At 63.9% G+C, this 11,989-nt stretch carries 16 protein-coding genes and 1 tRNA gene; 5 read left to right on the top strand and 12 right to left on the bottom strand.

Annotated elements, in window-relative coordinates; translation table 11 throughout:
• Window positions 1-56: 56 nt before the first annotated feature.
• A complete protein-coding gene (locus tag FHS49_RS14830) occupies window positions 57-1,055 on the top strand; it encodes an aldo/keto reductase (RefSeq protein WP_184020011.1) in 999 nt (332 codons plus the stop codon).
• A gap of 28 nt (window positions 1,056-1,083) precedes the next feature.
• Window positions 1,084-1,446: a DUF983 domain-containing protein gene (locus FHS49_RS14825; RefSeq protein WP_184020009.1), complete on the top strand. Its 363-nt coding sequence runs from the start codon at window positions 1,084-1,086 to the stop codon at window positions 1,444-1,446.
• Window positions 1,447-1,603: 157 nt separating this feature from the next.
• Here the strand turns inward: FHS49_RS14825 and FHS49_RS14820 are convergent, their stop codons facing one another.
• From FHS49_RS14820 to FHS49_RS14795, 6 genes are all read right to left on the bottom strand, one after another.
• Window positions 1,604-2,020 carry a hypothetical protein gene (locus FHS49_RS14820; RefSeq protein ID WP_184020007.1) on the bottom strand — a complete coding sequence of 139 codons (417 nt, stop codon included), beginning with the start codon at window positions 2,018-2,020 and terminating at the stop codon, window positions 1,604-1,606.
• 212 nt (window positions 2,021-2,232) lie between these two features.
• A tRNA-Arg gene (locus FHS49_RS14815) sits at window positions 2,233-2,309 on the bottom strand.
• Window positions 2,310-2,368: 59 nt separating this feature from the next.
• Window positions 2,369-2,836 carry a DUF1178 family protein gene (locus FHS49_RS14810; protein ID WP_184020005.1) on the bottom strand — a complete coding sequence of 156 codons (468 nt, stop codon included), beginning with the start codon at window positions 2,834-2,836 and terminating at the stop codon, window positions 2,369-2,371.
• Entirely contained in the window at window positions 2,833-3,663 is an 831-nt protein-coding gene (locus tag FHS49_RS14805) for a carbon-nitrogen hydrolase family protein (protein ID WP_184020003.1), read from the bottom strand. The genes FHS49_RS14810 and FHS49_RS14805 overlap by 4 nt, the downstream gene beginning before the upstream one ends.
• Window positions 3,664-3,672: 9 nt before the next feature.
• On the bottom strand, window positions 3,673-3,930 hold the full coding sequence (gene grxC, locus FHS49_RS14800) for a glutaredoxin 3 (protein ID WP_184021122.1): 258 nt from the start codon (window positions 3,928-3,930) through the stop codon (window positions 3,673-3,675).
• 50 nt (window positions 3,931-3,980) lie between these two features.
• On the bottom strand, window positions 3,981-4,784 hold the full coding sequence (locus tag FHS49_RS14795; RefSeq protein WP_343052995.1) for a double zinc ribbon domain-containing protein: 804 nt from the start codon (window positions 4,782-4,784) through the stop codon (window positions 3,981-3,983).
• Here FHS49_RS14795 and FHS49_RS14790 point away from each other — a divergent pair.
• Window positions 4,749-5,612, top strand: coding sequence for a methyltransferase domain-containing protein (locus FHS49_RS14790; protein WP_184020001.1), 864 nt, complete (start codon window positions 4,749-4,751; stop codon window positions 5,610-5,612). The genes FHS49_RS14795 and FHS49_RS14790 overlap by 36 nt on opposite strands.
• On the opposite strand, the gene FHS49_RS14785 is transcribed toward FHS49_RS14790, so the two are convergent.
• On the bottom strand, window positions 5,609-6,007 hold the full coding sequence (locus tag FHS49_RS14785) for a (deoxy)nucleoside triphosphate pyrophosphohydrolase (protein ID WP_184019998.1): 399 nt from the start codon (window positions 6,005-6,007) through the stop codon (window positions 5,609-5,611). The genes FHS49_RS14790 and FHS49_RS14785 overlap by 4 nt on opposite strands.
• Window positions 6,008-6,086: 79 nt before the next feature.
• On the opposite strand from FHS49_RS14785, the gene FHS49_RS14780 reads away from it, so the two are divergent.
• Together FHS49_RS14780 and FHS49_RS14775 are read left to right on the top strand one after the other, a co-directional pair.
• Complete coding sequence (locus FHS49_RS14780) at window positions 6,087-6,269, top strand: Flp family type IVb pilin (RefSeq protein WP_343052994.1); 183 nt, start codon at window positions 6,087-6,089, stop codon at window positions 6,267-6,269.
• A 116-nt stretch (window positions 6,270-6,385) separates the two neighbouring features.
• Entirely contained in the window at window positions 6,386-6,553 is a 168-nt protein-coding gene (locus FHS49_RS14775) for a Flp family type IVb pilin (RefSeq protein ID WP_184019996.1), read from the top strand.
• Between the two features lie 72 nt (window positions 6,554-6,625).
• Here the strand turns inward: FHS49_RS14775 and FHS49_RS14770 are convergent, their stop codons facing one another.
• From FHS49_RS14770 to FHS49_RS14750, 5 genes are all read right to left on the bottom strand, one after another.
• Window positions 6,626-8,110: a M48 family metalloprotease gene (locus FHS49_RS14770; RefSeq protein ID WP_184019994.1), complete on the bottom strand. Its 1,485-nt coding sequence runs from the start codon at window positions 8,108-8,110 to the stop codon at window positions 6,626-6,628.
• Between the two features lie 90 nt (window positions 8,111-8,200).
• Entirely contained in the window at window positions 8,201-9,145 is a 945-nt protein-coding gene (locus FHS49_RS14765; RefSeq protein ID WP_184019992.1) for an acetyl-CoA carboxylase carboxyltransferase subunit alpha, read from the bottom strand.
• 11 nt (window positions 9,146-9,156) lie between these two features.
• Window positions 9,157-10,086 (bottom strand): tyrosine-type recombinase/integrase, encoded by a 930-nt coding sequence (locus tag FHS49_RS14760; protein WP_343052993.1) that lies wholly within the window; start codon window positions 10,084-10,086, stop codon window positions 9,157-9,159.
• Entirely contained in the window at window positions 10,083-11,867 is a 1,785-nt protein-coding gene (locus tag FHS49_RS14755; RefSeq protein WP_184019990.1) for a hypothetical protein, read from the bottom strand. The genes FHS49_RS14760 and FHS49_RS14755 overlap by 4 nt, the downstream gene beginning before the upstream one ends.
• Window positions 11,848-11,985 (bottom strand): hypothetical protein, encoded by a 138-nt coding sequence (locus tag FHS49_RS14750; RefSeq protein ID WP_184019988.1) that lies wholly within the window; start codon window positions 11,983-11,985, stop codon window positions 11,848-11,850. The genes FHS49_RS14755 and FHS49_RS14750 overlap by 20 nt, the downstream gene beginning before the upstream one ends.
• Between the last annotated feature and the right edge of the window lie 4 nt (window positions 11,986-11,989).

Genomic DNA, 11,989 nt, shown 5'->3' with positions numbered 1-11,989 from the left:
CCGCGCCTCGCGAAATGCCGTAGAGAGCGCCCATCCAGACTGTAAAGCGAGCCTTCATGCACAATCGCCAGATCGGCCCCCTCAGCGTTTCGGCCATCGGCCTTGGCTGTATGAACCTCAATCATGCTTATGGTGTGCCGCCATCGGAGGCCGATGCGATCGCATTGCTCAATCGCGCGCTGGATCTGGGCTGCACCTTCCTCGATACCGCCGCGCTTTATGGCATGGGCCATAACGAGCGCCTCCTCAACAAGGCCGTGATGCACCGCCGATCGGAATTCACGCTTGCCAGCAAATGCGTGCTCGACATGTATGATGGCCAGCGCGGCCTGAACGGATCGCCCACCGCCATCCGCAAGACGCTCGACGATGCGCTGATCCGGCTCGGCACCGATGTGATCGATCTCTATTATCTGCACCGGCTCGACAAGGCCGTGCCGATCGAGGATTCGGTCGGCGAACTCAAGCGCGCGGTGGAGGCGGGCAAGATCCGCACGATTGGGCTGAGCGAAATGTCTGCTGCCACGATCCGTCGCGCCCATGACGTGCATCCCGTCGCCGCGGTGCAGACCGAATATTCGCCCTGCGTCCGCAATCCCGAGATCGCCGTGCTCGACGCCTGCCGCGACCTCGGCATCGGCTTCGTTGCCTTCTCCCCCGTCGCACGGGGTCTGCTGGCGGATGCTGTGCATGACGATCATTATGCCAAAGGCGATATCCGCGCCGGGATGCCCCGGTTCGTGGAACCGCAGCTCGGCCACAATTTGAAGGCCGTTGCGCAGTTCAATGCGTTGGCGGCGGAGGCCGGTTGCACGCCCGCTCAGCTTGCGCTGGCTTGGGTGCTGTCGCGCGGCCGCGATATCGTCGCGATTCCCGGAACGCGAAGTATCGCACACCTTGAAGACAACATGGCCGCGGGCGATATGGTGATCGGCGCGGACATTCTCGCCCGGATCGATTCCCTGTTCGAAGGCGATGCGATACGCGGCACCCGCTATCCGCCTGCGCTGCAGGCCCAGATAGACACCGAAACTTTCCCCGGCGAGTGCGATTGAGTCTTGGACGGGCGCGAGGTGACGACGCATGAATACAGCACTATCCACGTCGACCCGGATCAAACGCGGTCTGCTCAAGCGCTGTCCGGCGTGCGGCGACGCGCCGCTGTTTCATGCCTATCTGAAGGTAACGCCCACCTGTCCGCAGTGCGGCGAGGATAATGGCCGTCACCGCGTCGACGACGCTGCATCCTATTTCACCGTGCTGTTGGTGGGCCATCTCATTCTGGCACCGGTGCTCTTGATCGAAGCCTTCTGGCTGATGCCGCTGTGGCAATCTCTGGCGATCATTTTTCCGCTGATGATCGGGATCACATTGCTGTGGCTGCCCTTCATCAAGGGCGGCGTTTTGGGCGCGCTTTCAGCTTTTGCCAAGGATGGCGGGCGTTAAGAGCTCGCGGCGCTAGAGCGTGATGACGTGAGTTGAACCCGTCATTGCGAGGAGCGTAGCGACGCGGCAATCCAGGGGGGCATATGCCGCTCTGGATTGCTTCGCTGCGCTCGCAATGACGGGGGTGGATCGACCTGGAGTCATCATGCGCCAGACGCTATAATTTGTACGTATGGATATCATCGGGCGGCGGCGGATAGACCGCGGGCTTATCTCCGAAATATCTGCGCAGCACGGCTTCGCGGCGCTCCAATCTGTAGGGTTCGTCGCCGACTTCCTCGGCATAGATATAGCGGATCTCGAAACGCCCTTCATGTATGAAATACTCGATTTCCGCCCAACGGTCCTTCGTCTTTTGCGCTTCCCACAATTCGAATACCGCGTCGGAAAATCGGCCATCCATTTCAAGAAAATCTACATATTTCAGATAATTACCTTTATCGACGAAAATCGATGCCCCGATCACGCCGTAGTCGAGTTCAGCAAAAAGCAAAATGTCACCTTTCGACCCCTCTGCCACGGACACCAGAAACTCTCCAATTTCGTCGATGGGTGCGCGTTCCCTGCCCGTCATTTTCCGCTCTTCCGTTTATTTTCGAACTTTAAGCTGGATTTGACCATTGGTCCAAAACCACGCGTCCACGGCATCCAGCCTTTGAGGAGATCCGATGTAATAAGGGGCGCGCATTTATCCGCCTCACTCGCCGATGGAATGAGAACATATCAGCAACATTTTCCAACAAGTCGAGATGCCCGACCTGCCGTCTGATCCGTTTCGGAGGAGATTGGTGCACCCGACGGGATTCGAACCCATGGCCCCCAGATTAGGAATCTGATGCTCTATCCGGCTGAGCTACGGGTGCGCCTTGGGCTGGTTAGGCGGACGCGACGCGCCGGTCAATTCCGGGCCAAGTCCTCGGCGTCAATTCTGGGCTTCGGGCGGCACCACGGGAAAGGGCAAGGCGGCGACGGGAACGCCCTCTTCCTGCAGCGCCTTGGCGTCGCCGATCGAGACTTCGCCATGGATCGGGCTGTGATCGGTTTCGCCCAGGTGCATGGCGCGCGCCTTGTCCGCGAATTTCCGGCCGACCCATTGCGATTTCGAGAGCATTTCGGATTGCATCCGCGCCAGCGCGCCCAGCATCGCCTTCATCTCGGCCGGCGCGGGCGTCTGATCCGGCATGGCGACGGGCAGCGATTGCGATGGCGCGGCCGTCGTATTGCCCTTGGCCGAGACGCGGGGCGCCATAGCCGCCTTTTCGATGATCCCGTCCCCGCAATAAGGGCAGTTCACCAGTCCGCGCGCGCGCTGCGCCTCATAATCCTCGCTCGATCCGAACCACACTTCGAACACATGCGCATTGCCGCATTTCAGATCGAACACGATCATTGCGCGCGCTCCACAACGGGAATGGCGCGGCGATGCTTCAACACGGGCACGCGCGCGCGCACCTCCGCGATCCTTGCGAGATCGAGATCGGCAAAGCCCAGGCCCGGAGTGTCGCCCATATCGAGCAAGATCTCACCCCAGGGATCGATCACCAGCGAATGGCCGAAAGTCTCGCGCCCATCCTCATGCGTGCCCGCCTGAGCGGCGGCGATCACGAAGCAGGCGGATTCGATCGCACGGGCGCGCAGCAATATATGCCAGTGCGCGCTCCCGGTCGGCACGGTAAAGGCGGCGGGCACCGTCAGGATGGTCGCCCCCGCGTCGGACAGCGCGGCATAAAGCGCGGCGAAACGCAGATCATAGCAGACCGAAAGACCGACCGGTGCCCAGGGTGTATCAGCGACGACAGCGCGCGCGCCCGGCGCATAAGCCGCCGATTCACGCCAGCTTTCTCCGCTCGGCAGATCGACGTCGAACAGGTGCAATTTGTCGTAACGCGCGCAAATGGCACCGCAATCATCGATGATGAAGCCGCGATTGACCTGCCGCCCGTCCGCACCCTCGCCCTTCAGCGCCAGCGATCCAATATGCACCCACAGGCCCGCCGCGGCCGCGGCGTGGCGCACCGTCTGCAACACCGGATCGTCAGCCTCGCTGCACAGATGCCCCGATCCGCGCTTGCGATCCCGATCGAGCAGGCCGGACATTTCGGGCGTGAACAGCATATCTGTCCCGCCCGCCTTTGCGTCCGCAATCGCAGAGACCAGGGCGGCAGCATTGCGCGCGGGATCGATCCCGCTGGTCATCTGTAACAGGGCGACGCGCATTATGCCGGATCAGCCCGCCAGCAGACCATCGAGTTCGCCGCGCCTATCCAGCGCGGACAGATCGTCCGATCCGCCGATATGCCGCCCGTCGATAAAGATCTGCGGCACGGTGGTACGGCCATTGGCGCGCTCCAGCATTTCGCCGCGCTTCGGGCCGCCCATGGTGATGTCATATTCCTCGAACGCAGCGCCCTTGCTGCCGAGCAACGCCTTGGCCCGCGCGCAATAGCCGCAGAACGCCTTGGTATAGATTTCGATTTTCGCCATCATGATGTCCAATCGCTTCTCCACTCAGGTGAGAGGCCATCCGCGCAATGTCAATCATCTGCGCGCAAAACCCGCGCCCAGCACAGGATCGTCACACGGGTAGCGCCGGCGCGCTTGAGCGCCTTGGCGCAGGCGTTTGCCGTGGCGCCACTGGTATAAACATCGTCCACCAGCCAGATGTGCCGCCCCGCGAGGCTTGCTCTGGCATCCTTGCGCACCGCAAACGCACCGCGCATCATCTTCGCGCGCTCCACCGCGCCCAGCCCGCGCAGCAGCGGCGTGCGCTTCGTGCGGATCAGCGCGTCGATCGCAAGGTCACCCCCTGCCCGCCCCGCCAGCGCCCGCGCGATCAGCACGGACTGGTTGTAGCCGCGGGACCATATGCGCCAGCGATGGAGCGGCACGGGGATCAGAAGATCGCCCGGCGCGGGATCGAAATGCCGAACGAGTTGCGCCGCGATCAGCCGCGCCATGGCCGGGCGTCCCGAATATTTGAGCTTGAGCGCGACACCCCGTGCAATATCGCAATAGCCGACCGCCGCGCGCACGCCATCATGGCTGGGCGCCTGCGCCAGGCAGCGCCCGCAGGTCATGCCCTCCACACCGCCCATCGGCATGTTGCACAGATCGCATCCGTCGCGGGACAGGAATTCGAGCGCGCTCCAGCATTCCAGGCAGAAGCGATCATCCCCCTCTACCACCACGCCGCAACCGGGGCAGCGCGCCGGCAGCGCAAAATCGCGCGCGACACGCAAAAGAACCGAAGCGGCGTTCATCCCGCTCTTGTCCATCGCGCGGGCACGTTGCACAAGCCCGGCGTGTCCGAATCCGCCCCCGAAATCTTCGATCGCCATTTGCGCCGTATCCGCCGGGATCGGGCTGCCTGCCTGTTTCGCGATCATGATTTCCTGCGCCGCCATATGGAGGAGGAACTGCTCGACCGGCTGGATGGGGTGAAGCGCACATTCGCGCACGCGCTCGATCTGGGTGTGGCGGATGGCGTTTTAGCGGCCGCGTTGCGCGGGCGCGGCATTCGGGTGACCACCGCCGATCCGGGCTTCGATTTCGCGCACGCTTCGGGCGGCGTGCTGTGTGACGAGGATCATCTGCCCTTTGCCGATGCCAGCTTCGATCTGGTGATCTCGGCGGGTGGACTCGAATCGGTGAATGATCTGCCCGGCGCGCTGACGCTGATCCGCCGGGTGCTGCAGCCGGATGGGCTGTTTCTGGCGGTTTTTCCCGGCGCAGGCACATTGGCGATGCTCAAGGGGGCGATGATCGCAGCGGATATGGCGACAGGCAAAAGCGTCTACGCGCGCATTCACCCGCAGATCGACGTGCGCGCCGGGGGCGATCTGCTCGCCCGCGCCGGCTTCGCCTTGCCGGTATCAGACGGCCTCAGTCTTGCGGTGCGCTATTCCGATATCTTCACGCTGTTCGCCGATCTGCGCGGCATGGGTCTCACGAATTTGCTCCCCTCCACGCGCACGCCGCTCACGCGCACCTGGTTGACCGCAGTCGCCGCGGCTTTCGCGGATCGCGCCGATCTGGATGGCAAGGTCAGCGAGCGATTCGACCTTGTCTGCCTGACCGCATGGTCGCCGGGACCGGAGCAGCCCCTGCCCGCCCGCCGCGGCAGCGCCACCACCTCGCTCGCGGCTGCACTCAAACCCAGAAATTAGACCAGCGCCTCCAGCAATCCGATCAAGGGGCGATCAGCGGGCGGCATCGCCAGCCCGTGCAATTGAAGCGGCCGCATCCATTTGAGACCGTCCGAATCGAGCGCCGCCGGCACGCCGCGCCATTTCCGGCACAAATAGAGCAATAGCATCAAATGTTTCCCGCCCAGGGGTTCGCTGGCAAAACCGGCGGGCGCGAGGCACGCAGTCTCCGTATCGATCCCCAGTTCTTCGTGCAATTCACGCACCAAGGCTGCTTCCGGAGTTTCGCCAGGCTCCACTTTTCCCCCGGGAAATTCCCAAAGCCCCGCCATTGATCGTGATGCGCTGCGCTGCTGCACAAGCACGCGCCCATCGCGATCAATCAGCGCCGCAGCGACCACCAGCAACATGTCCATCCGCAATCTCGACCCCGACAATAAGTTGTTAACTTCCGGTAACGTATTCTGGAGGGACCAGGGAACAGGAATACTAGCCATGATGCGGATTCATCGAGGAATCGCCGCGTTTGCTGCCAATAACCGGGCAGCTACGGCCATTGAATATGGATTGATCGTCGGATTGATCGCCGTCGCCGGCGTTGGCGCATTCTCCGCGCTCGGCGATTCGGTTCATGGGGCATGGGGCAACATTGCCACTGCCGCCAAAACCAACATGTAAATTAAAATATCTCGCGGGTTTACCTTTTCGTAACGCCCGCGGCTTAAATCCGGAATCGTCGATTGGAGGCAACTTTACATCGACCGGGAAATGAAGTTGGACCAAGGAGACTAGTTATGAAGATTTTGCGCAAGCTGTTCGGCGACAACAAGGCCGCGACTGCAATCGAATACGGCCTGATCGCCGCTCTTATCGCTGTTGCTGGCGTTGCCGCGTTCCAGACTCTGGGCAACCAGATCGGTTCGACGATGAACAACGCTGCAGCCAAGATGAAGACTTCGTAAGAAGCCTGAATTTACAGACAGAAGGGCGGTGGAGCGATCCACCGCCCTTTTTCTATGCCTGCCGCAACGCGCTCAATAGGTGACGATCTTCACCCGTTGGCCCGTCCGCAGCGCCGCGCCGGACGTCAGGGCATTGAGCACCAGGAACCGCTCCCGCCGGTAGCTGTCATACGCCATCTGCGCCGACAGTGAGGCGATCGTGTCTCCGCGTTTCACCGAAACCACCTGAACCTTGCGCGGACGCACGGCGGCCGCTTCCGCCGTGGTCATCCGCCGGAAGCTCTGGAACATCCCATCAAAACCGTTCGCTGAGCCCACGGGCGTGAGCGTCAGAAAATGATAAGCGGTGTTGCCGTCGAGTTGATAGGCGAACACCGTGACCTGCACCTGCCCGGAATTGGCCTTGGCCTGCGCCGAAGCATAGGCCGCATCCATGCCGTTGATCCGCGTGCGCTGGATCTGACCGTAATTGATCGCGGCATTCTTGCCCGCCAGCCCACGGAATACCGAATCCACATGCGCCGCCAAGGTTCCGCCCTGCATCGGCCCGCCGGCAAATTGCGCCTGGCTGCCGCCGTTGCCGGTGATCGCCACGGCGTTCGATCCGTTCGCCATCCCGAAACCCTGCGGCACGGTGAATTGGAAGCGGCCATCGGGATATAGGAAATTACGCCCCTCGGTGATCCCGTGGCGCGGATCGTCATCATACAACACGCCGTTCAGTGCCGTCAGAAATGGATCAGCATTGCGCACCCCCCTGATCTTTCCCGTCGCCTTGGCTTTGGTCAACGCGCGCTTCACCCGGCTTCCGGGATCGGGGTGCGTGCTGGCCCATTCGGGCGTGGAGCGCGCATCGCCACCGCGCACCCGTGCTTCGATCGCGGTTTGCGCAGCAAGCGACGCCAGCATCGTGGATGCCGCAGCGGGATCATAGCCCGCGCGCGCAAGATAGCTGATGCCGAGATCATCGGCTTCATATTCCTGGGTCCGACCATATTTCAGGGTGACGAGTTGCACGCCGCTGCCGATCCCCTGCTGGAGCAACTGACCCACTTGCGAATCGCCGCCAAGCGCCACGCCAGTCGCGATCTGGAGGATCGCGCCGATAATCGCATTGCGGCTCGCCGTCTTCTGCCGCTGCTGGCCATGTCTGGCGGCCACATGACCGACTTCATGGCCGAGCACGGACGCGAGTTCGGCCTCGTCATTCATCAGCGCCATCAACTGGCGTGTGACATAGACATAGCCGCCGGGGATGGCGAAAGCGTTGTTGACCGGCGAATTGAGCAGCGTCACGGTAAATTCCCGCTCGCTCCCGGCGATGCCGGACTGGAATGCGATCTTCTGACCGATGCGCGTTACGTAATTCGCCTGGCTGCCATTATAGGCACCGCCGAATTCCTGCAGCAATTCCGGATGTGCCTGCGCGCCGGTCTGCTTGTCCTTGGCGGAAATGGTGTTGACCGTCTGGGTCTGCGCCCCGCCCGGCGCTGCGGCCAGCGCAAGCGTCGTCAGGCTCGCCAGCGATATGGCGGCAATCAGTCTCGTTCTGGCCATGTCAGGCTCCCCTTTTCCGTATGCCCCTCGATGGTGGGCTATGCCCGATACAAACGGGCCGGAATAGGGACGGTTCCGTAATATCCCGCGTCAGATGCCGCCGATGGAAAGATATTTCTGACGCCGCTGCCGCCGCAATTCGTCTGCGGACAGCCCGGCAAGGCCATCAAGCTCCGCATTCAGCGCATCGCCCAGTGACACGATCGCCGCTGCAGGATCGCGATGCGCCCCGCCCATCGGCTCCGGCACGATGCGATCGCATACGCCCAGCCGCTGAAGATCGGTCGCGGTGATCCGCATGGCCTCGGCCGCATCGGCCGCCTTGTCCGCCGTCCGCCACAGGATCGAGGCGCAGCCTTCGGGCGAGATGACGGCATAGACGGCATGTTCGAACATCAGCACGCGATTCGCCGCCGCCAGCGCCACCGCACCACCTGATCCGCCCTCGCCGACCACGGCGGCGATCATCGGCACGCCCAGTTCCAGGCATTGCTGCGTCGATCGCGCAATCGCCTCGGCCTGCCCGCGCTCTTCGGCCTGGACCCCCGGAAATGCGCCCGATGTGTCGACCAGCGTTACCACCGGAATGCCGAAGCGATCGGCCAATTGCATCAGCCGGATCGCCTTGCGATACCCTTCCGGCTTCCCCATGCCGAAATTATGCTTGAGCCGGCTCGTCGTGTCGTCGCCTTTTTCATGGCCGATCACCATCACGCGGCGGCCCTTCAGCCGCGCCAGTCCGCCCATGATCGCCTGATCGTCGGCAAAGGCGCGGTCGCCCGCCAATGGCATGAACGTATCGAAAAGCCCGGCCACATAATGTTTGAAATGCGGACGCTCGGGGTGTCGCGCCACCTGCGTCTTCTGCCACGGGGTCAGCCGCGCATAGGTCTCGCGCAGCAATTTGTCGGACTTCACCTGAAGCCGCGCGACATCGGCGTCTATGTCTATGCCGGTCTCCGCGGTCTCGCGCAGATCGGCGATCCGCGCTTCCAGCTCGGCAATCGGTTTTTCAAAATCGAGAAAGCTTGTCATTGCTCTGGCGGTTAAGCCGGGCGCGCGCCGGCGTCAACGCGTGGCTTCATCTCGCCCAGCGGATGGCGGCTGTTGACCAGTTCCACCAGGCGGCGGCTGTCCACATGCGTGTAGATTTGCGTGGTGGCGATATCGGCATGGCCAAGCATAGCCTGCAATGCGCGCAGATCCGCGCCGCCCTCCAGCAGATGCGTGGCGAAGGCATGACGCAACACATGCGGACTGATCCGTTCCGGCGGAATGCCCGCCCGCCCGCCCAGTTCGCGGATCAACTGAAAGAGCCGCACCCGGCTGAGATGCGTTTTGCCCGAGGGAAACAGCCAGAGCGAATCGCCGGGAACGAATGCCCCCCATGTCGCCACGGCATGACGCGCACGATCCGAAATCGGCACCAGCCGCTCCCGCCCGCCCTTGCCGCGCAGGATCAGGAAAGGCCGATCCGGCGAAATCGCCTTGCGCGGCAAGGAGACAAGCTCGGTCGCGCGCAGGCCGGAGCCGTAAAGCAACTCGATCAAGGCCGCGAGGCGATAGGCAGCCGGGCCGGCATGGGCCTCCGTCAGCGCGCGATCGATCTCGGCAAAGATCCGGCCGACATCCTCATGGCCCAAGATCCTGGGCAACGGCCGAACCGCGGTCGGACGCGGCAGCGCCGCGGAGGGATCGTCCGGGCGCAGACCCTCATCAAGCAGAAACGCGTAGAAACGGCGCAGCGCCGCGGATTTTCGTGAAACCGTGGACCGTGCCAGCGGCAACCAGGATTCGGCCAGTGCGCCCAGAGCGTCCTTATCCGCATCGCCCAGCCTGCCGCCCAGCAGCGATGATGCGCCGTTCAGATCCGTGCCATAAGCCATCAACGTGTTGCGCGCGGCACCCGCCTCCGCCGCCAGCATCTCCAGAAATCGGTCGATCAGCGCACGATCCTGACCGCCCCCCCCGGTCACAGCCGCGCGGCCGCCTCCGCCGCGATCATGCGGGCCTCGGGCTCAAGGCCCACCCGCCGCAACGCCGATATGATGCGATAGAGGTGCGCCGGCGGCACATTGCGCCAGTCCGACGTCTGCATCCCGATCGCTGCCAGCAGCACCACCGTCCCCGGTTGCCTCGCCGTCACCGCCGATTCGAGCAGAAGGCTCCAAGGGCTCTCCGCGTTCAAATTCACGTCTAGATCGCCCGCCGCGGCGGCGACATCCTGCGCATTCAACCGGCCCAGCCCCGCCAGCCCCGCCAGCACGAGCCGCGCCTTCACGGGATCCACGCTGCCCGCATAGCTCCCGAAACCAGACGCGCTGACCGGCACCACCGGCCGCGCCGCGCCCAGCGCCAGCAAGGCCCAGCCTTCGCCGCTTCCGGCCACATCGGCCCAGCCCGCCGCGCGCGTATCATAACCGGCGCTCAGCATCGCGCCGATCAGGCGCGGCGCATCCTCGGCATAATCCTGATTCACGGGCACCATCGCGGCCGCCCGCGCCGTCAGGATCAGCGCGGCATAGCGTTCGGTGCGATCTTCCGATGCGGTCCACAAATCGCGCATCGCTTCGATGCGTTGCCCCTCGTCACTGCCGGTAAAGGCCCGGCGCACCTTGGTCGCTGGCGAGGCTGAGATTTCGGACGGATCGGTGCGGTCCAGCACCCCGCCATAGAGATCGATGAGCGCCGCGCTGGAGAGCACGCCGAGCACAGCGGCACGACGCCCCGCATCCAGTTTCTCGCTATCCGGCAGCAGAGGCGCAGAAGCACGCCAGCCTTGCACGCGCGACGGCGCTGCGGTCAGCAACGGCGCGGGAATGGCCACGCCCGTGGCAGTGGCCAGCCCATAGCGCCAGCTTGTCAGCCGGTCCACGCCCTCCCATTCGATCGTGACGGAGCGGCGACCATCGACACCCGCGCCGACCACCTTCTCAGCCAGCAGCAGATCGAAGGTGCGCCGTCCGTCGAGGCGCGCGCGCCGGGCCTGATCGATCGCTGCGCTTGCGGTGCCCGGCTCGCCGCCCAGCGCGGCGCACATCGCACGCGCCAGAATCCAGGCGGTTTCCCGGCTGACCCCGGAGGCGGGATCGGCCAGCGGACACAGACCACCCGGATCGCCCAGCGCCAGATAGGTCTGCATCGCGATTTCGAAGAGATAGGGTGAAAACTGGCTCGGATCCGCGCTTTGCACCAGCAGACGCGCCGAGTCGGCCTCGCCCATGCGCAGCAACAGCCATGAACGCTCCGCAATCCAGTCCGCCGGCTTGATCCCCGCCGGCGTCGGCACATTGGAAAGCAGGGTCCGGCGCAGCAGGATCGAGGCCCAGCGCGACGGCAAGGGCGCATCGAGCCGGTGCATCATCGTGGCCAGAGACGCGCCACTGGTTCCGCCGAACGCATCCGCCGGCAGGCCACCGTCCATAGCGGTCAGCGGACCGACATTGCCCAGCGGCACCACGGGCATGGTGGGCAATGCGACAGTCTCGAGTGCTTCGTCGGCCGTCTCCTCAAGCCCGTCAAGCGCGAGCGGATCTGAGGCGGACGGGCGTGGCGTGGCGCTATCAGGCGCGGGTGTCGCCGTGGAAGGGCGCTGTGACGACACGGGCGGCGGTGGCGGCGCGGTGACGGGATCGCCAAACCCCGGTGGCAACAGCGATTCCGGCGCGTCCTGGCCGATCGCGGGGATGCCGATGACCAGGCCGATCCCGGCCGCGATCAGGGCAAGGCGCGAAACCCTATTTCGCAAGGGCTTCATTGGCGATGGGCTTTTCGACACGCGTCTGCGGCTGCTCGGCGTCGATGGTGGAAAGGACATAGAGCCCGCCGATGATGACGACGAGCACAATGATCAGGAGTGTGGCGCTGCGGGACATGCCG

Source organism: Sphingobium boeckii, from assembly GCF_014199215.1.
Classification (GTDB): domain Bacteria; phylum Pseudomonadota; class Alphaproteobacteria; order Sphingomonadales; family Sphingomonadaceae; genus Sphingobium_A; species Sphingobium_A boeckii.
The sequence above is the reverse complement of the archived record's forward strand: the minus strand, read 5'-3'. Positions and strand labels throughout refer to the sequence as shown.